General features: G+C 45.4%; 19 protein-coding genes. 6 read left to right on the top strand and 13 right to left on the bottom strand.

The features are described from left to right. Positions 1 to 325: 325 nt before the first annotated feature. Positions 326 to 982, top strand: coding sequence for a hypothetical protein (locus BQ7997_RS06010; protein WP_073344499.1), 657 nt, complete (start codon positions 326 to 328; stop codon positions 980 to 982). A gap of 130 nt (positions 983 to 1,112) precedes the next feature. Here the strand turns inward: BQ7997_RS06010 and BQ7997_RS06015 are convergent, their stop codons facing one another. From BQ7997_RS06015 to BQ7997_RS06035, 6 genes are all read right to left on the bottom strand, one after another. Beyond that, a complete protein-coding gene (locus BQ7997_RS06015; RefSeq protein WP_139260887.1) occupies positions 1,113 to 1,799 on the bottom strand; it encodes an imm11 family protein in 687 nt (228 codons plus the stop codon). A gap of 16 nt (positions 1,800 to 1,815) precedes the next feature. Beyond that, on the bottom strand, positions 1,816 to 5,007 hold the full coding sequence (locus tag BQ7997_RS06020; protein WP_083589173.1) for a DUF6443 domain-containing protein: 3,192 nt from the start codon (positions 5,005 to 5,007) through the stop codon (positions 1,816 to 1,818). A 22-nt stretch (positions 5,008 to 5,029) separates the two neighbouring features. Continuing rightward, on the bottom strand, positions 5,030 to 8,671 hold the full coding sequence (locus BQ7997_RS06025; RefSeq protein ID WP_073344507.1) for a hypothetical protein: 3,642 nt from the start codon (positions 8,669 to 8,671) through the stop codon (positions 5,030 to 5,032). Between the two features lie 105 nt (positions 8,672 to 8,776). Further along, positions 8,777 to 8,872 (bottom strand): smalltalk protein, encoded by a 96-nt coding sequence (locus BQ7997_RS25460; protein WP_022302478.1) that lies wholly within the window; start codon positions 8,870 to 8,872, stop codon positions 8,777 to 8,779. A 146-nt stretch (positions 8,873 to 9,018) separates the two neighbouring features. Next, positions 9,019 to 9,474: an N-acetylmuramoyl-L-alanine amidase gene (locus tag BQ7997_RS06030; RefSeq protein WP_073344509.1), complete on the bottom strand. Its 456-nt coding sequence runs from the start codon at positions 9,472 to 9,474 to the stop codon at positions 9,019 to 9,021. A gap of 45 nt (positions 9,475 to 9,519) precedes the next feature. Further along, complete coding sequence (locus BQ7997_RS06035; protein ID WP_073344512.1) at positions 9,520 to 10,011, bottom strand: HU family DNA-binding protein; 492 nt, start codon at positions 10,009 to 10,011, stop codon at positions 9,520 to 9,522. Between the two features lie 259 nt (positions 10,012 to 10,270). Here BQ7997_RS06035 and BQ7997_RS06040 point away from each other — a divergent pair, with 259 nt between their 5' ends. Then, a complete protein-coding gene (locus tag BQ7997_RS06040) occupies positions 10,271 to 10,507 on the top strand; it encodes a DUF4248 domain-containing protein (RefSeq protein WP_022138895.1) in 237 nt (78 codons plus the stop codon). Between the two features lie 246 nt (positions 10,508 to 10,753). On the opposite strand, the gene BQ7997_RS06045 is transcribed toward BQ7997_RS06040, so the two are convergent. From BQ7997_RS06045 to BQ7997_RS06070, 6 genes are all read right to left on the bottom strand, one after another. Then, on the bottom strand, positions 10,754 to 13,204 hold the full coding sequence (locus BQ7997_RS06045) for a DUF3987 domain-containing protein (RefSeq protein WP_073344514.1): 2,451 nt from the start codon (positions 13,202 to 13,204) through the stop codon (positions 10,754 to 10,756). Between the two features lie 174 nt (positions 13,205 to 13,378). Next, a complete protein-coding gene (gene rpiA / locus BQ7997_RS06050) occupies positions 13,379 to 14,080 on the bottom strand; it encodes a ribose 5-phosphate isomerase A (protein WP_073344516.1) in 702 nt (233 codons plus the stop codon). Positions 14,081 to 14,420: 340 nt separating this feature from the next. Then, positions 14,421 to 15,071, bottom strand: coding sequence for a PAQR family membrane homeostasis protein TrhA (gene trhA, locus BQ7997_RS06055; RefSeq protein ID WP_073344518.1), 651 nt, complete (start codon positions 15,069 to 15,071; stop codon positions 14,421 to 14,423). A gap of 65 nt (positions 15,072 to 15,136) precedes the next feature. Continuing rightward, the gene (locus BQ7997_RS06060; RefSeq protein ID WP_083589174.1) at positions 15,137 to 17,119 is read right to left on the bottom strand and encodes a transglutaminase-like domain-containing protein; all 1,983 of its coding nucleotides are present in this window, start codon (positions 17,117 to 17,119) and stop codon (positions 15,137 to 15,139) included. Between the two features lie 184 nt (positions 17,120 to 17,303). After that, on the bottom strand, positions 17,304 to 19,322 hold the full coding sequence (locus tag BQ7997_RS06065) for a DUF3857 domain-containing protein (RefSeq protein ID WP_073344521.1): 2,019 nt from the start codon (positions 19,320 to 19,322) through the stop codon (positions 17,304 to 17,306). Between the two features lie 99 nt (positions 19,323 to 19,421). Beyond that, positions 19,422 to 20,321 (bottom strand): diaminopimelate dehydrogenase, encoded by a 900-nt coding sequence (locus BQ7997_RS06070; RefSeq protein ID WP_073344842.1) that lies wholly within the window; start codon positions 20,319 to 20,321, stop codon positions 19,422 to 19,424. 232 nt (positions 20,322 to 20,553) lie between these two features. Here BQ7997_RS06070 and ruvA point away from each other — a divergent pair, with 232 nt between their 5' ends. The 3 genes from ruvA to BQ7997_RS25670 are packed head-to-tail and all read left to right on the top strand — an operon-like array spanning position 20,554 to position 22,331. After that, positions 20,554 to 21,162, top strand: coding sequence for a Holliday junction branch migration protein RuvA (gene ruvA / locus BQ7997_RS06075; protein ID WP_044654431.1), 609 nt, complete (start codon positions 20,554 to 20,556; stop codon positions 21,160 to 21,162). 28 nt (positions 21,163 to 21,190) lie between these two features. After that, a complete protein-coding gene (locus BQ7997_RS06080; RefSeq protein ID WP_022136519.1) occupies positions 21,191 to 22,183 on the top strand; it encodes a DUF3843 family protein in 993 nt (330 codons plus the stop codon). A gap of 10 nt (positions 22,184 to 22,193) precedes the next feature. Beyond that, the gene (locus tag BQ7997_RS25670) at positions 22,194 to 22,331 is read left to right on the top strand and encodes a hypothetical protein (RefSeq protein ID WP_097677748.1); all 138 of its coding nucleotides are present in this window, start codon (positions 22,194 to 22,196) and stop codon (positions 22,329 to 22,331) included. A 171-nt stretch (positions 22,332 to 22,502) separates the two neighbouring features. Here the strand turns inward: BQ7997_RS25670 and BQ7997_RS06085 are convergent, their stop codons facing one another. Next, on the bottom strand, positions 22,503 to 23,342 hold the full coding sequence (locus BQ7997_RS06085) for an outer membrane protein assembly factor BamD (protein ID WP_044654427.1): 840 nt from the start codon (positions 23,340 to 23,342) through the stop codon (positions 22,503 to 22,505). Positions 23,343 to 23,493: 151 nt separating this feature from the next. Here BQ7997_RS06085 and BQ7997_RS06090 point away from each other — a divergent pair, with 151 nt between their 5' ends. Beyond that, a complete protein-coding gene (locus BQ7997_RS06090) occupies positions 23,494 to 24,927 on the top strand; it encodes a CCA tRNA nucleotidyltransferase (RefSeq protein ID WP_073344523.1) in 1,434 nt (477 codons plus the stop codon). The last annotated feature ends 25 nt before the right edge of the window (positions 24,928 to 24,952 follow it).

Here is a 24,952-nt window from a genome sequence, read left to right on the forward strand (position 1 = left end):
TCTTTCTCGCTGATACAGAAAGTTTTCCAAAACGGAAAACTTTTTTTTGAATTTAACTTGTGAAGTATTTGCTTTTCGTCTGTCTCTTTTCTCGAAATCAGACATGGTTTTGTGTACTTTCCTTTATTCCGGCTGCAAAGGTGCGAAAATATTTTCTTATGTTCCGTACAAAAGCAAAGAAAAGAATCAATCATTAATGCTCTTTTTTCATGCATTGTTACCAATGTTACAGGAGAGGGCGAATCATACATGTCTTTCCGACTCGACTTTAGAACCTTTATACAGAGAAATAGATACTGTGTAATTTAATTTTGATATGTCTGTTATGGAAAAAGACTACGTAGTTTGTCCGTTGATTGGACGTTCCCTTAGTAAAGGGGGGCGCTTGCGCCGTTTATCAAATGTAGAAGAAATGCTGGCAAGTACTTATGGACATTTCTTCCGTCAGGTGGAACAACCTTATTCGTGTGTGGAACAGGAGATTCTCACGCGGATTATAAAATCATTGTCTTCTTTGCTTCAAGGTGATTTGCCCCGCCCTTGCTCTTCTTGCAAGTTTGCAAAGGATGACCTTGTATTTTGGGGACGGGTGGAATTCTTCAGACTGGAACTTCCGGCAAAAAATCCTTTTAGCGTTTCTTCCCGTTTGTGTTGTTTGCGTGAGTTGGAAAACAAGTTGAATTGTTATTTCGTGAATGAAGGAAGAAATAAACCTTATTCGTTTAGAGAAATGCAAGTGATTCGGCGCATGAAGAAGATGTTTGTCCATGAACTAAGAAACACGTCAAAGTATAGCTTATTCAAGGGGACTCATGTTCGTCGTGTTTCTGAAGAGGAACAACTGGAATTGCAACGTCAAAAGACAGATGAAATCCGTTTGAATCATGTGTCTATTTGTCATTACAATCCGCTTTCGGAGAAATTCAAGAAGAAGAAAGAGGAATATCTGAAGGAGATTGAAGCGAAGTTTGGGAAATCATGAATTTCTGCTGTGTATGTACTTGGAGATATTGCTTCCAGATAGGTTGATTTGTTAGACATGAAACAACTGCCCTGACATATAAGTGTTACGCTTTATGTTAGAGCAGTTGTTGTATTTACATCAGATAATATCAATCCTCAACTATCAGGTTAGTAGCAGGTGTAAACTCCCATCCTGTTAAACCGGCAGTTTCGATTGCGTTTTTTAATCGTTCACTTACATAAGTATTGGCATCAAGTATGCTAATGACAAAGAAATCTAATTTATGGTCGAAGGCTTTATTCATGACAATGTTGTTACCCCATATGCCCCAGGAAACACCTTTTTCAACTTCTATGGCATTTCTTTTCTCCCAGAAATCTTTTTTTGAATGAACAAAAAAAGAATCGGACTTGTAATTGCTAATTATGTCATATTCCTGAAATGAGGTTTTTTCATAATCTACAAAATCGGAATAATCAGAAACAAATTTAAAAAGAAAATAATCATGTTTTATCTTCCTCTTATATAATCCGAGCGGATAGAATTGATGAGGGCATAAGTTATATTGCTCAAGGATAGCTTTGGCTCTGGGGCTTATAATACGCAGGCGATTACTGAATCCGTTACTTATAAAATCTGTAAGTTTGGCATAGCCAGCTAGCATAACTCCGTCAAGATTTGGTACATAATCGGGAAAAGCATTTCTGTATTTATATAAACTGAATAAAGCATTTGGCGCATCTTCGTCATATCCTTTTATGAATTTATATACTTGAGGAAAATCACTACCTATGATCTTTTCATTTAAAGATTCTTCCATTATAAAATATTTCATAATACTATAATTTAAATTAAGCATCCCAAGGGTTAATTACCTTAACTGGTTTAATTGGTTCCACCGGTTTAATAACTTTTATTCCATCTGTTGGCAAAGTTAAACTTTTTAATTCCAAATCGTTTATTTTTGTATTAGGATTGTTCTCTATTGCGTTTTTAGCATTAGAAACTTGTCCTCTCACAAAATTAGCACTTTGCTCAGGTGAGGCGTTAGGGTTCTTCTCCATAAAATCATCAAATTTCTTTTCTAACTGTTCTGTATATTTAGGATGTTTTCCATGCTGTCCCTTGCCGGTTGCTTTGCTAAATTTGTCAACAGTCATTTTATTTTCTTTTCCTTCAAGTTTGAATCCGCCTTCTCTTGCCGCTTTTACAACATCATTTTTACCTAGTGATCTTGGAATAATATGGTGTTCCTCTTTAGGCAATGCTTTAACAACCTTATCTGCTGTACCCAACATTGTCATGCGGCTACCTGCTGTTATCAGTGGATTGGCAGTCCCCCAAAAGAAAGGTGGTATTTGTGCCGCTCTTCCATCAGGGTCGATTAGTTTTACCGGATTATTGTTGCAGTAATTATAAGGAGTTAATGAGTGTTCTTCTTCAGATTTAGGATCCACCACATGCCATCTTCCCAATGTTGCATCATAATGTCTCGCCCCATAATCGTACCAGTCCAGTCCCCCCTTCCTGTCCAGCTCTTTTCCGTTATATTTATACGGCTGAGCAGAGACGGAAGATGAAGCCATCAGACCACCGAAAGGATAATAGTCATTTCTTTCTTCCACCTTTCCGGTTTCATCAACCACCACACGGTTATTTCCCTGATGGTCTTTCAGATAATAATGGTACTTGCCGTCAGTAAGAGATACGTAGCCAGTCTCCGCGGATAGCGTCTTTGCTATTCCATTTTCATAGATCACGTTGTCGCAATAGTCTGTTACAGTGGTGTCATTTCCTATTATATGCGTTGTACGGAGTTTGGTGCCGTCAGCAGCGTAAAGATAAGAAGTGATGTTACCATCTTCAAATTCTATGCGACACGGTAAATTTAAACAATTATATTGGATATCAGTGATTTTCTTGTTTAAATCTTTAGTTAAATTTCCATTGGCATCGTAAGAATACTCTACTGTCTGCTTTGCATTGTCCTTGAATTCAAAGCCGTTGCCGTAGGCTTGGATTGTGGAAGCGTCATTTACTGACTTCAACCGATTGCCGTCTAAAGCAAAAGATAGGTTGTCAACCAGACCATATCCTGCTGAAGATGTCTTCCCATAGCGAAGTAACCCTAGGATATTTCCCATTTTGTCATAATCGGTAATCTGCTCAGTGTAGTGGTCGGAATTTTCCGACAGTTTGCTTCCTTCGCCATAATGAGCGTTTGTCAGACGGTCTAAAAGGTCATATTCGAATTTATAGCCACGTTCCGGTTGACCTGTTCCGTTCTGCCAGGTCATGCTACTGATATTTCCACTATAGTAGGAAGTGCCTATACCATCAGTATAGTGTAGTGTCTGCCGGAATAAAGGATTGGATAGTTCCTTTAGCCACGAGCGGATGTTATAACTGTATTCAGTCTGTAGGGATGGATTCCCGTTGCGGTTATCCTTTTGCAGGTGTCCCAGCACATCATACTTATTGTCTGTCAAAAGAAATGGGGCGGAGTCATCCAGTTGATAGGAAGTGGTTAATAAGCGTCCCATCAGGTCATATGTATGGGTGAGTTGTTCCGTCAACGTCTTTTCATTATTACCAGTGTGATGGATATGCTTCTCAGCGAGAAGTTCATCAGCCAGATTGTAAGAAAGATATGAATAGTCGTAGCCACCCAAATGATTAAGGGATTTTGTTTGTACAATGCGTTCAAGAGCGTCGTAATAGTTTACAGTGCAATTACAGGATACAGTTGTATCGTTATGTAAGTGCATATATACAGTACCCGTCAGCAGGTCATGAGGAATGGCAGAAGAAAGCGAACTGAATCCCGCAACATGCTTATCACCGGAAAGAGACGTTTTGTGGGATGAGAGAAGAGGAACGTCCAGAAATGAATAATCATCATAATAGTCTGTCTCCAGTAATACCGGAGAAGATAGAGAGATGCCTGTAACGTCGTATCCAGAGCCCTGTTGTCCGTCTGTGGCTTTCACGGCGGTAACAACGGAAGTTTTCAGAGGATTATTCCAAACCCGTAAATCATTCCGGCATATTCCTTTCATGCAAACTCTTCCTTCCATATCCGGGATGGTAAACATCCATTCACCTCGATTGCGTTGCACGCCGTCTTGTGTAAATATCAACCGGTCGGCACTATCGTACACATAATATATCCATTCACAGCCCGGTAGTTTCTTTGCTATGCAACGGTTGCGTGCATCGAATTGGTAGAGATAAGCATATTTCGACAGAATATTGTTTACTGTTTCCTGTTCATTGACAGTAGCATCCAATGAATCGGAAGCCACAGGCGGAAGTACTACACGCAGATTCCCATAGTCGTCATAAACGTAATAGGTATCGTAAAATATGTCTCTGGCTACTTGCCGGGTTAAGATATTTTGCCCGCGTCCGTTGGTGAAATTGAGTGTCCTTTCATTATCTTCCCCTTTTTGAATAGTTATATTAAACATATTTCTGCAATCCACAGACTTACAAGATAGATGCATAATCGTATCATTCGGAAAATTCTCTACTTTGTAATATTTGCACGAATATAAATTATTAGCAGATTGGCTGGCAAGATATTCATTGCTGATGCCTTTCATTCGGTACTGCCATTCGCTTCCGGGGCCATATTGCATGGAGAAGCGATTCAATGGAGATGGTTCATATTCATTAAGAGAATATGGCCTTTCATCTCCATATATGGTAGGCGTACTATTCTTTATTGTACTGGTAGGTACATAATTGATGTCATTAGGCATGGCTAAATACGGAAGCCATTTTTTTGTTTCACGCCCCAACCCGTCATATTCGTCAAGAAAAACCATATGTTTGTTTTCCGGTGATGCATTTAGTTGTAATAATTCGGAAGGTCGCCCCAAGCCGTCATAATACTGTATATTCGTTTGGGAGCAGATACTATCTTTAAACGTTCGGCTTGTAATGTAATTCTGCTCCTTCGATTGTGCGTTTAGCAGGTGTGTTGCTAGCAGGATTCCTGCTAAAAACAGAGTGAATCGTAAACGGTTATTTGTTTTCATAATGTTTTAATATTTATATGTTTCAATTTTCGCGATAATGATAATCAAATATCTTAAGTGTCTGTTCTTGCTCATTTGCATTATCTTTTTCTTTAACATAGGTTCGGAACAGACGCCCTAGTTCATCATATTCATAATAGGTTGTATGTCCTGCCGGAGAAGTTTTTTCTGTCATGCCTAATCCTGGTTCATACTTGTAGGTCGTGATATGTGCTTTGGGAAGTTGTTCACGTAATGAATCAAGTTCTGCAAAATTTGGGTTGGTAGTGCTGGAAAGTGATTCTGGTAGCTTTCCGTTCAGTGCTCTTTGTACATCCTCGTAAGAGGCGTTCGAAATTTCAGCTATGGGATATTGTCCTCTATATCCCCATAGATATATATAGTTGACCGTCCCGTTTAATACTACATGGATTGGATTACCATACTGATCATGTTTGCAATTCTCTACATTGTCTGAAGGGTAAATATCTTTATTAATTTCTCCTTCGAAGAAAGTAGACGTATCCTTGGGTAAATTACTACTTATTTCTGAAAAATGTATCTTGGATGGCAATAAGAGACTGGTTTTACTATCTTTTTTGTATTCCTGCAATTTGCATGCTATCAAAGAACCGTCCTTGAAGAACTTCTCTTCAACGATAGGAGAAAGAATGTGTTTCTCTGTCATCTCGTGATATACAGTTTTGTTGACATCGTTGGGATATGTATAGGTGGTAACTAATGCATACATGTCCGGGAATATCTGTTGTTTTTCTACCAGTTGTAGCGTTTGAGGATTATAAGTGTAGTCCTCTTGGATAGTTACTCCGTCCTGCATCACAGTTTTTTGTTTTAAAGTCACGTTGTAGGCATTCAGTGGATGTAGGATTAATGCAAGCCGATCATATAAATACGGTCCCTCTACACTTCGATGATTAAATTTCCTTTCCGAATACACCGTTTCGTAATTGCATCGTCGTGTGAAAAAGGATTCGCTTGTTTCACTCATCTCTAACATAGTCCATAATGTCCCATTGAATATATTCGGAAACAGGTTTAAACGGTCATGGAAAGTAAAACCGTAATAATAATGATAGATTTCAGCCATATAATTATATGTTTCGCTTTTTATCATCCTTTCCGGTTGTTGGTAATATTCTACTTTTCTCATTTTCCCATTAAGTGGATCATGTAAGGAAATAGAGTGTTCTGCCGTCTTGGGCTCTTCATTATGAAAATAATAAAGAGTATACCCTGTGTTTTCTCCATCCGCTTGCCTAGTCTCTTTGACACAAGTATATCCTACATCTGCAAATGATTGGTAAGGAGTAGATATGTAATTATCGCTTCCAATTTCAAACTTATCAGAAGAGTAAGTTACTTTATCTATTCGTAAAAAGTCACAAGGGGTAGGATGTGAAATTCCTATTACATCGATTGTTTGTGGATAGAAATTTACAAAACGAAGTTTCTTTTGCAAAATACCACTACTTTTCTTTGTAGCTGGATTGATATATTCATAACTAGTTCGTTTTAATACTTGCTTTCTATCTGGAGAGTCATAGACAACAAGTTCTCTAATCCGCACTCCAGCGCCTTCGTTTTCCATTTTGTCTTCTATCGCCACCTTAAAAGATATGTCCATTGTAATATCTCCGCCTTTGCCGTATTCAGTTTGGTTACCTAGTCCGTCAGGAAATTCTACTACAAAATAAACTGTTCCTTTTTTGACAAGCACTTCTTTCACCTTCGATACTGAATATCCTTTGTTTATATGATATTTATCCCAATCTGCTTGCATTGCCTGACATTCGGCGCGCATGTTCATGTCTGCACTAACCGAGCCGCTTATATATGCTTGATGACCGCTTACACTTCCCCAACTATTATCCCCGCGATAAACGCGTACACTTAAGGTCACATATGTATCCCTATCAAAAGTGTGAGACCATACTTTGACATTAGGAGGTGTCTCCGATGAATTGTTGTCTCTAATCTGCCTTTTAAAATTAATAGTATTATCTTGCGTCTGTGCGGCAGTGGGAATGATATAATCCACAAAAGTATTTGGCTCATAAACAAAATTTGTATAGCCGCCTGTTGGGTATTGGATACCAGTCAACATGCCTGCTGTGCAATATTCGAAATCGTAGCCACGTTGTGCGAAGGGGAGTGATACACCGCTTTGGGAAGGCATATTTTTTATCTTGTCATAATCCATAGTCTTATTCCACATAAGGTTGTATGCTTCGGGAATATAAGAATGGTTGCCGGTCCGTCCATTATAATATCCCCAGTAATCCACTGCATAAGAGTCTTTGCGAGGGAGATTTTTAGTTTCGTAAAAAAAAGAATGTTTGTCTACTTGTTTTTCTTGTTTCGTCAAAGTATATACAGATAGTAACTTCAACCTTTTTATAAATTGTTCAGGAGTACTTTTTTGTGAAAGAAGATCGCTTCGAAAACTTAGAGTCCAACCATTATTATCGACGTTACTAAGAAAGTAATTATATTCAAAACGGATATCTCTAATCACTTTCTTACCGTCTGATATGATAATCTGATCCAGTTTTTTCACATCGGGCAAATCTTCCCGGCTACTATGGGTAAATGATACATTGTAATTGTCAGTAGATATACCTGTTAGCACAAATTCGCGCCCGATTCCATCTACCAGTGAACGGCTACCCCAAGATTGTTGCAAGTCTACAGGTAATCCAATACTGCTGTCTGTACTGCTCAGGCTTCTTGCTGTCCGGTTGTCGCCGGATTGTATTTGTTCACTGTAAGTAAAGTTGTAATGTGCATAGCTGTCATATGCATATCGTATTGTTTGTCCATTTGGATATACCGTCTGAACGAGTACATATGTCTCGGAAAGAGGTTTGGCATCTGCATCGGAAGAAGTCAGAACCTTGCTGAAATAATCGTAATAATGTACGACTCCATCGGGTAATGTAATTCTGAAATGCATGATACCTTTGGCATCTGGCGTTATACTTATTGCCGGACAATGCTGTTCCATCACAGGTTCTATCTTGATATCGCTTTCCCTGTCTATGATATACAGGCTATTATCTCTTTGATCTATGATAAACTTACCTGCTCCTCCGGGATAAGAAAAGTAGAATACGTCTGGGCTTAATCTGCCTTCATCCAGTACTAGACGCATAGAAGGTTCGCGCAAGTACCAGTCAAATGCTTCGCGCATCGTTTGTGACCAAGGTGTAGTGATAAAGTCCGTCGGGTTACGATTATGATCGGGATCATAAATATCCATTATTGCTTTCAAATTTTTGTCAGCATTGAAGGTTTCACGCCCACGAATGGGTTGACGATCAATGCCGCCAACTGCTTGGCGTGTGATTACTCCCCCAACATTCAGGTTCCAACCTAGTCCAACCCAACTGGCTTCCTCATTTACTTTTATACCGGAAGTGTTGTAACGCAGGGTGATAGGTATTTCGATGGCTCCGTCTTTTAGTGTATAAAGAGGAATATTGACTTCCGGTGTGCCATTGTACAGACCAATAGGATTGTCAATGTATTTATTGAATGAAGCTGCATTGGGTGCTTCCACCTTTAGCATTTCTGGTGTCCGGTTAAATAGATATTGGTTTGCTTCCTCTGCATAGAGGATGCTGCACACGGACAAGTTTAAAAGAAAAAAAAGTATCTTTCTCATGTTTCTATTTTTTTTATTGGTTTTAATGATATCGCTAGATAAAATGGAAAGAAGTTTTGCACAGGGTACCTATGTGCAAAACTCTTTCTTTAAAATTTTCTGATTTTACAGATTCATCGCATTAGCACCTAATACTCCTGCTACTGCCGAAGCCACCGCGATGACTACTTTCAAAATCATATCCCAAAGGGATTTCTTCATTGCCATAACTTTACACACCTCCTTTCTGCTACTTTAAATGATTTGTTATTTCCTGAAAACTTACTTGTTTACTTTCCTGAAAACTCGTTTACCTCATACCGATAACTTTACTATTGAAAAATGCTACTTTGTGTCGTGAAAAAGAACTATACAGCGGGACTGTCGAACTCGTCTTTCACCTCAAAGCACGGGCACGCCTTAATCCACTCTTCCGGTTCAATCTCTCCGTTTCCGTTGCGGTCGGGCGATAGGTCGCGGTGTCCGCACACCCGGCAGCCGGGAAACTTCTCCTGCAACCGGTTTACCAATTGCCATAGTGAAGACCATTGTGCCGGTGTCCGTGTGTCTGCCGGGCGTCCCCGGCAGTCTAGTCCGCCTTCATAACAGATACCTATTGAGTGAGCATTCCATCCCCGGGCGTGTGCTCCGATGCGGTCAATCGGTCGGGTGAGATACACTGTGCCGTCCTTGCGGATGTAATAGTGGTAACCCGTTCCGTTGAATCCACGCCGGCGATGCATCAGTTCCAAGGCATCCGGAGTGAGCGAACGGTCGGCGCGTGTGGCGGAACAATGAATCACGATTAAGTCAATCTTTCTCATAATGAAGCTTGTTGAGTGTCCGTTACTTTATTACCTGCCGGCCGGTTATGCTGCCGGATCCGGAGTCTCGCCGTCATCCCCACCCGGATTCGGGTCGGGATTTCCGCCCGGTTTTTCCGGGTCGCTTTTGTCTCCGTCGTTGTTTTCAGGTTTATATTTGCTGTATTCCAGCGTTTTCAGCGCATTCTTGATTTCCTTACCGGGACGGAAACGGACGCGGGCGCCTTTAATCAGTCCCTCTTTCACGTCTTTCGGGATGAGTGCGCCCGAACTGCGCAGCGTGACATAGAACGAACCGAGGCCACCCAGACGGACGATTTCCGCTTTTTTGAAACTCTCTATCATTTCCGTCTGGAGCGCACGCAGCACGCAGAGCACGTCCGCCCAGTTCACGGTACTCGAACGCTGGATGCGTTCCGCCATCTCGTCGATATCTATCTCGCCGCTCGACTTGGTCAGGGCGTAATACATATCCGGCTTTTCCTTGTCCAGCATGTTTTTACGAAGCACGCTGGTGAATGAAAATACTTTTGCCATAAAATTCTTTGATTTTTAATCGTTAATTATTAATTGTCTAATAGTCTCATAAGTGGTTCCTTGCTTATGACACTACGAAGGTACGGCAACGGGGATGGGGGATGTCGGTATTTGTCCGCAGGTGTCCGGTATTGTCTGTTATTGTCGGATAATGTCTTTTAATGTCTATATCTATAAGAAAATAAAGGTTGTATTATTTGACAATTAGGCGGATTCTTACTATCTTTATACCATTATATAATACCAATAAATAACAATAATGAACACAACGAAAGAAGAGAAAAATTTTGAATTGAGAGCGTATGACAAAGTCGAACTGGCGTTGCTCTACTGTCCCGGCCGTTCGGAAGAAACGGCGATGAAAACACTGACACGGTGGATTAACGGATGCGGACAGTTGGTGCAGGCATTGCGCGATATCGGATACAATTCGCGCCGGCATCGCTTTCTGCGTCAAGAGGTGGAACAGATAGTCCGCTATCTGGGAGAGCCTTGAGGAAAAATGCGATAAAAAAATGAAGTACTTCTCCCTTCTTCTTCCGGTACATCTTTTGGCTTGAGTCTGTACTTGGTTTGTCCGGTTGTTGTACTTCACTTCGTTGGTTCTACTACTTGTCCGCTATGGGTCAAGTACTTGGTTTCTGTTCGGCAGATACGTCTTTATACTGCACAAACGTACATATTAAATACTGTTTTCATCTACCCGTTTTACTGCCACTACTGACAACTGCCAACTATGGGCTTATTTGTCAGTGATTTTTTTGATACGTATATACGTATTCTCTTGTTTATCAATATATTGATTCTCTATCGCATGTTTCAGATATCTACATGCGCTTCTTTCGCTGATGCCAATTTTCTGTGCCTTGTCGATGAATTCTTTGTATGTAAATTTCTTGTTAATCTGATTGATTACAGGCCCTATGCGGAAGTAAGATTTCAATGGTTTGGATTTCACATCATCTCCCGGCAGTGAAGAAGAGAGCAGCAGACTGTGGCTGGTGGTGGTCTTCACAATGCCCATTGCCGCATGGAAATCCTCATCCGAGCAGATATACTCTTTCATCTGCAAAGTTCCTTCACACTTGCGCAGGGCGGTGAGGATACTGGCTATACGCACCACGATTAATGCGGCACGAAGCACGATAGACCCGGGAGCATCGGCCTTTTCACTGGCTACTTCGTCCAGAAGTCGGGAGAAGTAGGCGGTATGCTCTTCCCACTGGCTGTCGCTCAGGGTGACTTCCGTAGGCGACTGTTGCAGGAATAAGAACATATCGAGCACTTCACCGCTGAGTTTTTTGAAGAAAGTGTCGTAGTCTTCCTTGCCTCTGATGGGCGCGGCGGAACGGTACTTCCAGCGTGATTCGGCGGTGAGTATGACGAAGCGGCTGTACAGCCCGTTGCCCAAAGAAGGGATGAAGAAAGCAAGCTGGTTGGGGGTGCCGGTGAACGAGAGAGCCAGATGCGGGTCTTCGGCACAGATAATCTGGTCGTCTACCTTGTAGTCCGTTGATACGGGTTCGTGGTGGAAGGCGGCGCGGAACACATCGTCATGATGTCCGCACTTTTGTCTCATGGCACCGGATATCATATCAAGTTCAGAGGCGTTGATGATGAGCCCGAGTTTGCCGTTGATTTTCAGACGCCTGATTAACTGGTTCTTGGATGTGTTGGGGGCGCCGCAGAGATACAGGTATTCGGGTTTTTCGGGCATGGAAGGGAGAGCGGTAGCAGCAGGCGATGCTCCTTTCTTGTTGGGCAGGTTGGCTTTCTCCCAAGTCTCCAATTCACGTTCGTAGGCTTCTTTTTTCTTTTTGTTCTCTCCTTTCAGATAGTTGTTGATGGATTCGGGAAGCCTGCTTGCTAGTGTGAGAAGTCCTTTTCCGGAAGCCGATGAAGCAATGACGAGAAGAAAAATATGAGGGCTGTAGTAACGTTGGTCGAAACTTACGGTTACGTTGGGCATGCATCCGCTCAGGTTCGCCAGTATGCCCAGCAGGAGAATGTCACGTTCGCGGTCGGTGCGGGCGGCTGTGAGGGCTCTTTGAAGGAATGAGGGGAGATGCCGGTAAACCTCTGCCGGAATACAGGGTGATGAAGAGCGGAGTTCTTCGTCTTTTATTGACAGTTCCTCTTCATCGGCGGTGGTATTTTCCGGATAATTCTGCCCATAGTTGGCAGTTGGCAGTGTTGGCAGTAGATTAGGGGTGTTTTCGGGCTTGTATGATAAGTCAACGTATTGATATCCAGAAGACAAGTCTTTCTGTAATTCTTGGCGGGTATATCCGTTCCCTAAAATTTCTGCTGCCATAACAGATGTTAATTTTTCAAGTTCCTCTTTTGAAAATCCCTTACGTCGTGCGCTTCTTCCCAAGGCGAGCATGGATTCGTGTCGGTTTCCTTTCTGCCAGGGGTGGTACTGGAAGAAGGTGTGGACGAAGGCTTCGATATATCCGCAGGCTTCGGTGAGGGGCGGGATGGGAGAGAACTTGCCGTTGATGCCTGTGGGGTAGGGGGTACTGTTGCCGTTGGTATATGTATATCGGGGGGAGTGGACGAGTTGTGCCAGGGAAGGGTCGGTAGCCAGTTCCTCACGCCAAGGGTAAGGTTCGGGAGCAGGGTTGTAGTAAGCGTCGGGATCCCATACGCAGGAACAGGGTTGGGTGATGCGGGCGCACTGCTCGTCGCAGGGATGTCCGGCGATGCGTTGCAGTGTTTGCTGGCAGATGGCGTAGGCGAGGGGATACTCTTCGGGGGTGTTGACATCGAGGTAGACGATGATTTTCAGGCCTTCGTCGGAGATGCTGTTGTGGGCGTAGGTCACGTAGGGGAGACGGCAGATGAGGGCTTTGATTTCCAAAGTCCGCTGTCCGCAGTGGTCAAGGTCGTACATGGCGAGGCTGCTCATCTTTTCCAGGTTGGCGGCTGCGTGGCTGCAATGAGGGCGGCAGATGCCTTCGACGATGACGACGGGCATCGAGTCCTTGGTCATCTTGGCTTCGTTTTCGCGGTCGGGACGGCCTTTCAGTTTCCGGTACGATTCGGTTTTGGGCTTCCATAGGGGGCTCGTTTCTTGCAGGTAGAGGTCGTGCAGGGTGATGATGGTGGATTCTTTGCTCCACAGGTTGTTGAAAAAAGAAAAGGAGAATTGTCTGGTTGCGGGTTGCGACGATGGGGCGGTTGTTTCCATAATGAGTTGTTTTTTATTTATTATAATGTGTTTTGTGAGATAAAGAAGGGAGAATAGTAGTGGCGACAGATGCGCATAGAATGGTCGGTTCCTTAAGTCGGGGGACAAAAGTAGGAACAATGTAAGGAAGGTGGAAATGTTAAAAATAAGCGTAAATGTCGTGTCAACGGATTTTTATTCTGCCACGATGACCTCGATGTCATAACCTATGAACAGTCCGCTTTCTATGACGCCGGTGATTTTCTTCAGCCGTTCTTCGAGGGAATCGTCAATGGAGCTGAAGCGGGTGTCGAGGATGAAGTTGCCGTTTTCCGTAAAGATTGGCCTGTCTTTTCCGTGGGCGGGGCGCAGGATGATTTCCGAAGCGCCCAGTCGTTGCAGTTCGCTTTCTACGTAAGTCAGTGAATCGGGAAATATTTCCACGGGGACGGGGAATTTGCTTCCCAGCCGGTCGACCCGTTTGCCGGAGTCGATGATGATGAATGTCTTGCGGCTGCTCCGGATGAGCAGCTTCTCTTTAAACATGGCTCCGCCGCGACCTTTTATAAGGTTCTGCTGCGGGTCTACTTCGTCCGCTCCGTCGAAAGTCCAGTCGGGGCGTTTGTTCCAGAGGGTCGTTTGGGGGATACCTAGCTGTATGCAGGTCATGGCGATTTCTTTGGACGCGGGGATAACTTCGATGCGTAGCTGTTCTTCGCGAATCCGCCGTGCCAGTTCGAACAGCGTCAGGTAGACGGTGGAGCCGGAGCCGGCTCCGACGGTTTCACCGTCTTTGGCTATTGCGGCAATCTCACGAGCTACGTGTTCTTTCGCTTCACGGTTGATAATGGTGTCCGACCATTGAAGATGCTTTATCAGATGATTTTCCCAGTCCATAGGTTTGCGGTTTATATTTCTCTATTATATATAACGGGTGAACGGATAGGTTTGTTTATTTATATGTATCTTTGTTGAGTTAATGATAAATTTAAACATGATTATAGCACGTTTAATTTGTTGATAATTCATCTGTTAATTTTTAACTTAATAGATTTAAATGTTAACGAACCTCTGTATTCTATTAAACCGTGTTATAAATCACCCCGATCGGCTCCGTAAATTTGGAGATATGCAGAAAGTCCGTATCTTTGTACTGTGTTTTTCATAGTATTAGATTTAAGGTTAACAAAGATTGGCTGTCTGGGATAGATAGCCTTTTTTTTGTCCCTACCCTTCGTTACAGAATCAGCCATATGGCAATGATGTGCCCTATGCTTCCGCCCAGGCAAAACAAGTGGAAAGTGGCATGCATATAAGGTTTGCGCAATGAATAGAAAATAGCTCCTGCGATATAAGAAATGCCACCGCCTATCAGCCACCAAAAAGCAGGGGTGGCACCTGTCATTTCCAACTGATCCAATAAAGGTTTCAGAGCGACCAATATCGAAGCACCCATACCTACGTAACAGACAGTTTCGAGGTTGCTGTGCTCTTTCAGCTTTTTAAAGCTGAGGACGAAGCCGACAGCGGCCGACAGCCATACGAAAGAGAATATTCCCCAACCCCAACCGCCTGCATGGCGCAGGGTGAGCAGCGTAAAAGGCGTGTACGTCCCTGCAATATGCAGATAGATAGCTCCGTGGTCGAATTTGCGAAGCAATTCCTTCAACTTCCCCGGGCGACTGCCGTGATACCACGTCGAACTGACGTAAGACGACAGCATACCCATCAGATAGACAATGACACAAGGCACTGCCCATTGCGGCTCGGCGTTTCCAGAAGCTTTCGCCAACAGGAAATATCCTGCCACAACCCCGAGCAGGATACCTGCCCCATGACTAAGCGTATTCGCCCATTCTTCTCCGTTACTGTATCGTTTGTTCTTCAATGTTTTCTTTTTTTGATTTGCTGAGTCGCAAAGATACTTTTATTTTCCGTAACGTATGGTTTCCCTTATTCCTTTTTTAAGATGATTTTGCCACCGTATTGTCCCGCAACCAACTTGCGGAAAGCGATGAATGCCAGGTATTCATCGGGAGCGTAAATACCTTTCGGCATGAATAAATGATGAACGATGCAAATCTCCTTCTCCTTCACCTCGACGGTGGAATGGAAACTCCCGAATTTGCCCGTTACGTCAATCGGTTTGGGAAGTCCCTCGATGGCATATCCGTCCGGCAGATGGATGCGGATGCTGTCCGTGTCCGAGTAGCCGTAGTTGATGTGGATGGGATACGTGCGCTTCGTGACGGAAGGGACGCTGAACCCTTTTCTGAAAATGTTGGCAGGGATAAACAGGCGGTTTCCCGTCTTATTCCCGTACTGGTTGCTGCTGACGGAATAGTTGAACGTGATGGATGGAGCCGTCTCTTTGCATTCTTTGATTTGCAGGTTCAGAATGTCAGCCTGCGACAGGTTGATGTCCCTACGGATGCGGTCTTTCTGTTTGTTGGGTGGCAGGTAGACGATGCCTGCTTCGCTTTCGTACTGGAATAGCCGGGATATTTCGTTGACCGATATTTTAGCTTCAGCCGTGGGCGAGAGCGTGATGTCGGCAACGATGCGTTGCGTGTTCAGCGAATCGGGATAGGTAGGCAGACGGTGTATCCTGCCGCCTGCCGGTTCTATCAGCAGTGCGTCGTGTCCGGCAATGCCCTGATGGACGTAGCCGAAAGGAAGTTGCGGATTGGTGCATTCCAGCCAGAGCGTGTCCTGCGGGAGCGGAACTTGCAGGATGACGTGGTTCATCTGGTTGGCGCTCGAAAAATCGGGGAGAAGCCGTTCGTTCGTGGTACTGATGACGGTGTAGGTAGAGGGGATGCCCAATTCTTTCAGCATGGCACGGGTGTAATTGGACAAGCCTTTGCAGTCACCGAACCCTGTGCGGCAGACATCGGTGGCGGCGATAGGCTGCAAACCGCCGATACCTAACTGGATGCTGACGTAACGGGTGGTCTTGGCGAGATAATCGTAGACGGCTTTCACTTTCTCACGGTCGGTGGAGCAGTTGGCGGTCAGTTCGTGCAGCTTGGCGCGGAAAGGCTCGGTGAGCAGGTCGCGTCCGTCGAGAAGTTTGTATTGCCATTCTCCGTATTTTTGCCAGGTGCTCAAGTCTCCTTCGGATTTGTCGTACTTGAAAGCGGAAGGAGCAAAGTAAACGCGGGGAAACAACTCCGCAAAGCTCGGGCCGAAAGGCTCTTTGAGGATGGGAGGTAATTTCAGGGCGGTCACTTCGATGATTTGTTGCCCTTCGGCACCGGTGGATTCCTTCACTTTGATGCCTTGGCCTTCTGCACCTTTGCTTTCGGTGATTTGACCTTCAATGCCTTTGTTTGTTGTTTCCGGTTCCTGCGTGTTCAATTCACGATAGCGGCAACCTTGTCCGGCAGGAAGTTCGATGCGGTAGGTCGCTTTTTCTACGGCTTGGCTGAAGCTCGTTTGCGGGATGAAGGTGGAGTAACCGATCAGCCCGTTGTTGCATTTCATTTCCCATTCATATTTCACGGTGAAGGGGAAGGAAGGGTAGTTGCACTCGTAATAATAGAAATAATCGTCTGTGGTGAGCGAGGAACTGTATTCGCTCTTTTGAAGGTCGGATTTCTTTATCTTACGTACAGTCTGTCCTGAAGCGTTGATGATTTCTCCGGAGAATTTCTGCAGGGAACGAAACATGTCGCATCCGCAATAGAAGGCGGCATCTTCCAGTCCTTTACGGTTGAGTATGGTGATAGTCCGGCTTTCCTTTTCTACGGATTGGGTCATTGACTTGCAGAGAATTTCTGTCCGGGCGTCCGTGACGACGGAGTTGGCATCCTTCATCGTGTCTTGTGCGCGGACGGGCGTTGCCAAAGAACATAGGCAAAAAACGACATAAGACAGGGCGGGTACTTTCTTTAGGAAGTGCTTTATCAAGTTGGTTTGATTGGGATGTTTCATAATATATAAAGATTAAGCATTGTAGGTGCTATGTCACATGAATGATAATTTTAAATTAGGCACGGATTACACGGATTTCACGGTTTTAAGAAATATGATTATATAAAGCAACAGCGTAATCTGTGTAATCCGTGCCTAAAATACTAATACACCGAATGGAAACCTTGCTCCGGCGCTACGCCGGCTATATTTTTTTGAGTACTAATATCTCGTTGTTTTTCTCGGCAATCAGTTCCCAGAACGATTTCACCAACTTGTATTCGCTGGTGGGATAAATCAGTTTGTTGGAACTGAACGAGTAGGTGATGATAAGCTGGTTGCCGTTCTGATGTACGAGGTAGCGGCAGAATCCCTGTTTGTCTTCCGTAAACGCATTCAAGGGAGCCGGCAGTTCGTCGACGGTATATCCTTCGGGGATAGTGAGGTTGGTCACCTGAATGATTTGTTCGGCATAAGGCATTTCCAGCGGCAGTTGGCGTTCGGCCTGGGTGAACGGACATTTGCTGACATGCAAGAAAATCATCGGGTTGATGTAAATCAGATTGTCGTTCACGTTCGCTTGTTTTTCAAATTCGAGACTCTCCTTTACGATGGAAGAGAAAGCGTTCACGCCTGTGGTTGAGAATGTTTTCACTTTGATGTTTTCTTCCGTTTCCAGTTTGGTGATAAACTCCGCGCTGTCTTTGGCGGCGTGATAGTTTCTGCGGAAGTTGGCGGCGTGCTGTCCGGTGTATCCGGTCTGGCGGGTTCCCGTTATTCGTCCGTCGGCATGAATCTGCGCATTGATGGACGAGCGGATTTGGTTCTTGCCGAGTTGGCTGAGGTCTATCCAGTTACCCCCGTCCGCTTTGCTGAGGAGACGGGCGCGGTCTACCATCAGTACGGGTGGCAGCGTGTTCATATATCCGTTGGTGACGGAGCCATCGAGGAATACGAAAGTGCTGTCCGTGTCCGCTATGCCGACTACGAACGTGTTCAACTTTTGGATGGAAGGGTGCGAGAGTGGAAGAATCCCCAACGTCTTGCGGCTCATCACGGCCGGATAGCAGGGAATCTGCGCGTCACGCAGCATGCTCATGAGTACGAAGTTGATGTCTGCGTTGCTGCCGGTTCCGTTCTTTATCGCTTTTCTCACTTCGCTGCCGTAAAGTCCGTATTGTCCGTTCCATGACATTTTCTTTTTGAGGAAGGTGTAGATGGCGGCAATCTTGTCCTGTCTGTCGGTCAGTTTGTCGAGCGCCAGTGCAGTCATCTCGTCGCGGTAGGGATTACGCATTTTGAGCAGGGAACCGAAGTCCTCGTCTTCGAGCAGCATCTTGTCGATAGTCTCCCAGGTATTGGTGAACGATTTGTAGAGTGAGCCGGGGAAGTTGATTCCACGCAGTTCGAAGCCGACACCGCTCATGTAATCGTCCGCGCACCATACGTATTTGTCGAGACGGAGAGCGGGCAGTTGCTTGCCGGTAAAGCTTAGGTGGCGTCCGGTACAGAGAAGCTGTTCCACTTGGCCGTTTTGGTAGTGGAGCGTGTAGGAAAGGCTTTCCGACTGGTCTTTCATGTTCAGTGAATGTGAGCCTCTCATGTCGAGGTTGAACAGGAAATATTCGGGGATGGTGATGTCATATTGCGTGTGGATGACGGGGATGCTTCTCTGCGCTTCCCAGTGGTTGATGCTGTAATAGAAGTCGGAATTGAGCTGGTATTTGTACTCGAATACGGTTCCCTCACGGACGGCGGGGATGGAGAATTTTATCTGCATATAACTCTTGTTGAGTCTTTCTTCGAAGACGAGGTCTCGCTTCATCTTGGTGCGGACTATCTTACCGTCTTCGAGGTTGTAGGCGGAAGCGTCGAGCTGGGTGATGTTTTCTTTCATGGTGCCGCCCCCTCTTTCTTTCGAATAATAAGGTATGATGATGTCCGCATAAGACGCACCTTCGGATTTCAGTACCTTTATTTTTATCTCATAAGTGTACACGAGCCGGAAGTCATTGTTCAGCAGGTCGTAGCGGGCGTTGTTTCTGGAGTACAGTACGACGGCGGTTGCGGCGGTGTCCGGTGCGTAGGTGGTCATCTTCAGCTCTTCCATGGTGGGCTTGCCGTATTTCATACTGGGGGTGATGACGTCTGTGACTGTTTGCTGCGAGTAAACGGGCGACAGGAGTTGGAATAGTAATGCGCAGAGAATGAATAGTTTTCCCATTGTTAGTGTGTTTTTTAGTACTATTCTCGCAAAGATAAAAAAAATAGAGAAAGGCAGTGCACCTTTCTCTATTTTTTTATTTACCGGATGGATAAAATATTATACTAAGTGTCCGATCCACTCTTCACGGTCGCCCGGAAGGAGGTCGATTACCGGCACTTCCACCATAGTGTAGCATCCCGGTTGTTGTCTCATGGAAGCGCGTGCCACGCATACCAGTACCTGTGCGGTCAGTGCGGGGTTGTTGATGCGCATATTAAATTCGAACAACTGGTTCTGGGTTTTTCCCGATACACCTTTGCGAGTCAGATTTACACCGTGTCCCATGTCGAGCAGCGCGTCTACGCTCGGAACGAGTTTCACGTGTGTCTCGTCGTTCACGAAGTACGGGTCTGCCTTGATGGCGGCGGCTACTTCTTCAAATTTGTATCCGTCTTTCAGTTCGATATACACCATGCGGCGGTGGATACCTGTGCCCGTAGGGATCGTCATGGAAAGAGCGGCTTTCACTCCGTCGATGGCTTTCACGGCTACGGTGTGTCCCATGCTCATGCCCGGACCGAAGTTGGTGTAGGTGATGCCTTTCGGGGCAATTGCTTCGAGCATCGTACGCACGATGGAGTCACTTCCCGGGTCCCAGCCTGCGGAGATGATGGATACGGCTTTGTGTTCCTTGGCTGCTGCGTCCAGTGTGCGGCGCAAGTCAACGATGCCGGTGTGAATATCGAAGCTGTCTACGGTATTGATGCCCATAGCCAGGTATTCTTTTGCATATTTTTCAACGCTGCGGGTCGGCGTGCAAAGAATTGCCACGTCTACGCCTTCCAGCTCTTTAATGTCCTTTACTACTGCATAGTTTGCCAACTCTTCCGGCTTGTTCTCTGCTCCTGCACGACGAACGACTCCGGCTATTTCGAAATCAGGCGCTGCCTGTAGCGCTTCAAGTACATAGTGTCCAATGTTGCCATAGCCAACGATGGCGGCTCTTACTTTTTTCATTCTTTTCTTGGTTTTATATGAACATTTTTCTTTATTTCTGCCACAAAAGTAAACAAAATATAAGGAAGGATTGTTTACGGGCGGCATTATTTTTATTTTTTTTAGATTCGCTACAGTTTGCATGAAATGCGCCGGTTGATGCCCTCAGATTTTAACTGTCGGGCTACGGAAAAGAATAATCTGTAAAAAACAGGAGAATCTGTGGCGGGAAAGTTTTATCTTTGTGGGCATTATGATAGAGTATGTTAGAGGCGAGCTTGCCGAACTTAGTCCGGCAACCGCAGTGATTGACTGTAACGGGGTGGGGTATGCCGCCAATATATCCTTGAATACTTATTCGGCTATTCAGGGAAAGAAAACCTGTAAGTTGTATATTTATGAGGCGATTCGTGAGGATGCGTATGTGCTTTATGGCTTTGCCGAGAAGCAGGAGCGGGAGATTTTCCTGCTGCTGATTTCTGTTTCGGGCATTGGCGGGAATACGGCGCGTATGATTCTCTCCGCTCTTTCGCCTGCCGAACTGGTGAATGTAATCAGTACCGAGAACGCGAATATGCTGAAGACGGTGAAGGGTATCGGGCTGAAGACTGCGCAGCGTGTGATTGTCGACTTGAAGGATAAAATCAAGACGATGGGAATGTCTGCTGCCGGCGGTGTTGCCGGTGCGGGTGGCATGTTGCTGCAAGCTGCCAACGCGGAAGTGATGGAAGAGGCTGTGGCCGCATTGACGATGCTCGGTTTTGCCGCTGCGCCTTCGCAGAAGGTGGTGATGGCTATATTGAAGGAAGAGCCGGATGCTCCGGTAGAAAAGGTGATTAAACTGGCTTTGAAACGATTGTAACGACTGAAACATTGTAACGACTGTAACGATGAAGGAACAGAAGATTTATATGCGGGCATGGACTGAGATACATGGTCGTGCGAAGGTGATGGCCACGGATGAGTGGTATCTTAATCTGGCTAACGAACTGTTGCCGTTGGTGGCGAACTCTTATATGTATCAAGGCAGGGAAATGGTGGAAGACCAACGGCGGGTGGCTTTGTCGTGTGCCCTGTATCTGGAAGATTGCGTGGCGGACGCGGGACACTGGCGGGAGTTTATTCACTGGCATAAGGAGAATTACGGCCGTTACCTGCCGTTCTATCCGCTGTCTGAGGACTACTTGCCGGATGAAATCAACCGTGAGGACATCGCTTTCCTGCTGTGGGCTATCAATTCGCCGGTCGGTGATGATTTCGACTGGGTGGAGAATCCGATGGACAAGGATTTGCTGGAGTTTGCGGATGTACTTTACGAGCGTTTGGATGCTGTTTTCGAGTCGGCTCCTATCAGTGAGTATCTCGCCCCGGGGTGGATGATGGAGACGGAACTGATGCAGAAGAAGCGCGAACCTCTGCCGGTGGCTTTGCCGGGAGAGAAGATGCCGACGAATGTGGAACGTTTCTTCGAGGCAAGTAATGGAGAGTCGCTCATGTTCTTTGGTTCATACAATGCTCTGAAATTCTTCTTTGTAAATTCTTTGAAGTGGGAAGATGAGGAAGATGCTCTGTTGCCGGATTTGGCGGAGTTCGATAATTTCGTTGTTTATGGCAATCCGAAAGGGTTGTTGATAGGCCCTGATGTGGCTCAGTTTTTTGCTGATAAGAATAATCCGTTTTATAGTGTCGAAGAGGCTGAGGAAGGGGCGTATGAAATGTTCTGCGAAGAAGGGTTGTGTCCGTTCGACTTGCTGAAGTATGGAATGGAGCATAATCTGCTGCCGGACGCACAGTTCCCGTTCGAGAACGGAAAGGCGCTGTTGCAGGAGAATTGGGATTTTGTGGCTCGCTGGTTCTTGGGCGAGTTTTATGAAGGAGAATAAGGAGTAAGCTATGCCAATAAAAAAAAGTAATAATCCTTTTGCCGGAAAGGCAAAGTCCGGAGCAGGGAAAAAGAAGAGTTCCGGAAAACGGGTGGGGAAGTCGAAGCAGGAAAAGGCTAATAATCAGTTGAATAGAAGGGTGAAGTGAGGCGGTGGCAGGTAACGCTGTTTCTCTGAAGCAGGGGAATGGAGAACGTGATAAGATAGTTGACGGGAATAGTTGTTGATATGAAAAATCACGACTATTCCCGTCTGTACTTTGTTTTTTGCCGGAGAGGTACCTTCTTTATTGTCGGTTACCTCTATTTATTAGTAGCCTTTATTTATCGGCAACCTCTTCCTGCGCTTTCCGTTCTTTTTTCTTATTGATAAACTCGATTTTCAGATTGGCTTCTTCTTGTTCTTTCTTAATCTGCTGCATGGCGGAAAGAATCTGTGCCAACTCGTAGACAGATGCCGCAGCCTGGCGGTCGGTCGGGCTCATGGTTGTCTTGTAGGCACGGTCGCCGAGGTATTCTACGCGTAGATTCTTGTCTTTGTTGAGGTTGATGAATCCGATAACGTTTCCGTCCGCTCCCAGTTTGTAGTCCGCTTTCTCTATCTTTTCATTCATGTCGGTTGTTTCATAGCTGTCCTTGGAAGCCGGAGTTTCGGCAAAGCTGCCGTCGGGGGCAACTACTTTGACACCTACATGATGGATATTGCCTGCGCCGCAATAGATGGAAGTCATGCTCATGTTGCCCAGTTCGTCCACCTGGAAGCGGAGAAAGGAGCGGTGCATGTTCTTTTCAACAGTCTGTGCAGGATGAAGGTAATTGCCTACCTGCTGATATTCGGCGTCTTTCTCAAGGATAAACTTATCTTTGATAGCGTTGAATTCCCCGGTCTTTGCCTGGAAGGCGCTGTCGAGGTAAGCGAGTGTCTTCTGCTGTGCCTTAGTCTCTACATCGAGCATCAGTGCCTGTCCCGCTTTGCGTGCTTCGAAGGCTTTGGGGTAGAGGATTTTGATACTGTCGATTTGCGACTTGGCTTCTTCGTAGTCGCCACGTTCGTAGGCAGCTTTGGCAACTGCCAGTTTCTCATTGGCTTTTTTCTCAAGCCCGTTGCCGCAGGCAGCCAGTGCCAGCGTGCCGCAAAAGAGGATAATCAGTTTTTTCATCACAAGTCTTATTTACTATTTTATTGTTTACAGTTTACGATTCAGGACAGACGGCCTGTTTATGGTGCATTGTTCACTTATTAATGGCAAAAGTACAAATATATCCCTTATTTTTGTAATTTTGCACCCTCAAAACGTATAACTAAAAGGAATGATAGAGTTGACTCAAGAGGAATTGAAGCAGCAATTCAGCGAACCCATCTTCGGACAGATAGCCGAAACGGCGGATGCGCTCGGTTTGGAGTGCTATGTGGTAGGCGGTTATGTTCGCGATATTTTTCTGCAACGTCCCTCTAAAGATATAGATGTAGTAGTTGTAGGCAGTGGAATTGCAATGGCGGAAGCACTCGGCCGGCATTTGGGACGGGGGGCGCACGTTTCTGTTTTCAAGAATTTCGGAACGGCACAGGTAAAATATAAAGGTACGGAAGTCGAATTTGTAGGTGCGCGCAAGGAGTCGTACCAGCGGGATTCGCGCAAACCGATTGTAGAGGACGGTACGCTGGAAGATGACCAGAACCGTCGGGATTTCACTATCAACGCCCTTGCAGTTTGTCTCAATAAGGCACGTTTCGGTGAATTGGTAGACCCGTTCGGCGGGTTGGAAGATATGAAGGAGAAGACGATTCGTACTCCGCTCGACCCCGATATTACTTTTAGTGACGACCCGTTGCGCATGATGCGCTGTATCCGTTTTGCCACGCAGTTGGGCTTTTATATTGATGATGATACTTTCGATTCTCTTTGCCGCAATAAGGAGCGGATTGAAATTATATCCCGTGAGCGCATTGCGGACGAACTGAATAAGATTATTCTTTCACCGATTCCGTCCAAAGGGTTCATCGACCTCGACCGTAGTGGGTTGCTGCCTTTGATTTTTCCGGAATTTGCAGCTTTGCAAGGGGTGGAGACACGGAACGGGCGTTCGCACAAGGATAATTTTTATCATACGTTGGAAGTGTTGGATAATATCAGCAAGAAGACTGATAATCTTTGGTTGCGTTGGGCGGCATTGCTGCACGATATTGCCAAGCCTGCTACGAAGCGTTGGGAGCCGAAGGCGGGATGGACGTTCCACAATCATAATTTCATAGGTGAGAAGATGATTCCGTCTATCTTTCGGAAGATGAAGCTGCCAATGAATGAGAAGATGAAGTATGTGCAGAAGTTGGTTAGTCTGCATATGCGTCCTATTGTGATAGCGGATGATGTGGTGACGGATTCGGCGGTGCGTCGTTTGCTCTTCGAGGCGGGGGATGATATTGATGACTTGATGATGCTCTGCGAAGCGGATATTACTTCTAAGAATATGGAACGCAAGCAGCGCTTCCTGAATAACTTCCAGTTGGTACGTCAGAAACTGAAGGACTTGGAAGAAAAAGACCGGGTACGTAATTTTCAGCCGCCTGTGAGCGGGGAGAAGATTATGGAAATCTTCGGTTTGCAGCCGTGCCGGGAAGTGGGTGTGCTGAAAAGCGCGATAAAGGATGCCATTCTGGACGGTGTGATTCCCAATGAATATGAAGCTGCCTATGCTTTTCTGATGGAGCGGGCGAAGAAGATGGGGATGACGCCTGTGGGTTGATATATTGGAAGTTTAAGACATAAGA

It is taken from the genome of Bacteroides congonensis, from assembly GCF_900130125.1.
GTDB lineage: Bacteria > Bacteroidota > Bacteroidia > Bacteroidales > Bacteroidaceae > Bacteroides > Bacteroides congonensis.

What these genes read in the sequence shown, in the direction of transcription:
- BQ7997_RS06080 (WP_022136519.1), top strand. Translation starts at nt 21,191, where the DNA reads ATGAAGGAACAGAAGATTTATATGCGGGCATGGACTGAGATACATGGT.
- BQ7997_RS06085 (WP_044654427.1), bottom strand. Translation starts at nt 23,342, where the DNA reads ATGAAAAAACTGATTATCCTCTTTTGCGGCACGCTGGCACTGGCTGCC.
- BQ7997_RS06060 (WP_083589174.1), bottom strand. Translation starts at nt 17,119, where the DNA reads ATGAAACATCCCAATCAAACCAACTTGATAAAGCACTTCCTAAAGAAA.
- ruvA (WP_044654431.1), top strand. Translation starts at nt 20,554, where the DNA reads ATGATAGAGTATGTTAGAGGCGAGCTTGCCGAACTTAGTCCGGCAACC.
- BQ7997_RS25670 (WP_097677748.1), top strand. Translation starts at nt 22,194, where the DNA reads ATGCCAATAAAAAAAAGTAATAATCCTTTTGCCGGAAAGGCAAAGTCC.
- BQ7997_RS06020 (WP_083589173.1), bottom strand. Translation starts at nt 5,007, where the DNA reads ATGAAAACAAATAACCGTTTACGATTCACTCTGTTTTTAGCAGGAATC.
- rpiA (WP_073344516.1), bottom strand. Translation starts at nt 14,080, where the DNA reads ATGGACTGGGAAAATCATCTGATAAAGCATCTTCAATGGTCGGACACC.
- BQ7997_RS06090 (WP_073344523.1), top strand. Translation starts at nt 23,494, where the DNA reads ATGATAGAGTTGACTCAAGAGGAATTGAAGCAGCAATTCAGCGAACCC.
- BQ7997_RS06030 (WP_073344509.1), bottom strand. Translation starts at nt 9,474, where the DNA reads ATGAGAAAGATTGACTTAATCGTGATTCATTGTTCCGCCACACGCGCC.
- BQ7997_RS06070 (WP_073344842.1), bottom strand. Translation starts at nt 20,321, where the DNA reads ATGAAAAAAGTAAGAGCCGCCATCGTTGGCTATGGCAACATTGGACAC.
- BQ7997_RS25460 (WP_022302478.1), bottom strand. Translation starts at nt 8,872, where the DNA reads ATGAAGAAATCCCTTTGGGATATGATTTTGAAAGTAGTCATCGCGGTG.
- BQ7997_RS06015 (WP_139260887.1), bottom strand. Translation starts at nt 1,799, where the DNA reads ATGAAATATTTTATAATGGAAGAATCTTTAAATGAAAAGATCATAGGT.
- BQ7997_RS06010 (WP_073344499.1), top strand. Translation starts at nt 326, where the DNA reads ATGGAAAAAGACTACGTAGTTTGTCCGTTGATTGGACGTTCCCTTAGT.
- BQ7997_RS06035 (WP_073344512.1), bottom strand. Translation starts at nt 10,011, where the DNA reads ATGGCAAAAGTATTTTCATTCACCAGCGTGCTTCGTAAAAACATGCTG.
- BQ7997_RS06065 (WP_073344521.1), bottom strand. Translation starts at nt 19,322, where the DNA reads ATGGGAAAACTATTCATTCTCTGCGCATTACTATTCCAACTCCTGTCG.
- BQ7997_RS06040 (WP_022138895.1), top strand. Translation starts at nt 10,271, where the DNA reads ATGAACACAACGAAAGAAGAGAAAAATTTTGAATTGAGAGCGTATGAC.
- BQ7997_RS06045 (WP_073344514.1), bottom strand. Translation starts at nt 13,204, where the DNA reads ATGGAAACAACCGCCCCATCGTCGCAACCCGCAACCAGACAATTCTCC.
- BQ7997_RS06025 (WP_073344507.1), bottom strand. Translation starts at nt 8,671, where the DNA reads ATGAGAAAGATACTTTTTTTTCTTTTAAACTTGTCCGTGTGCAGCATC.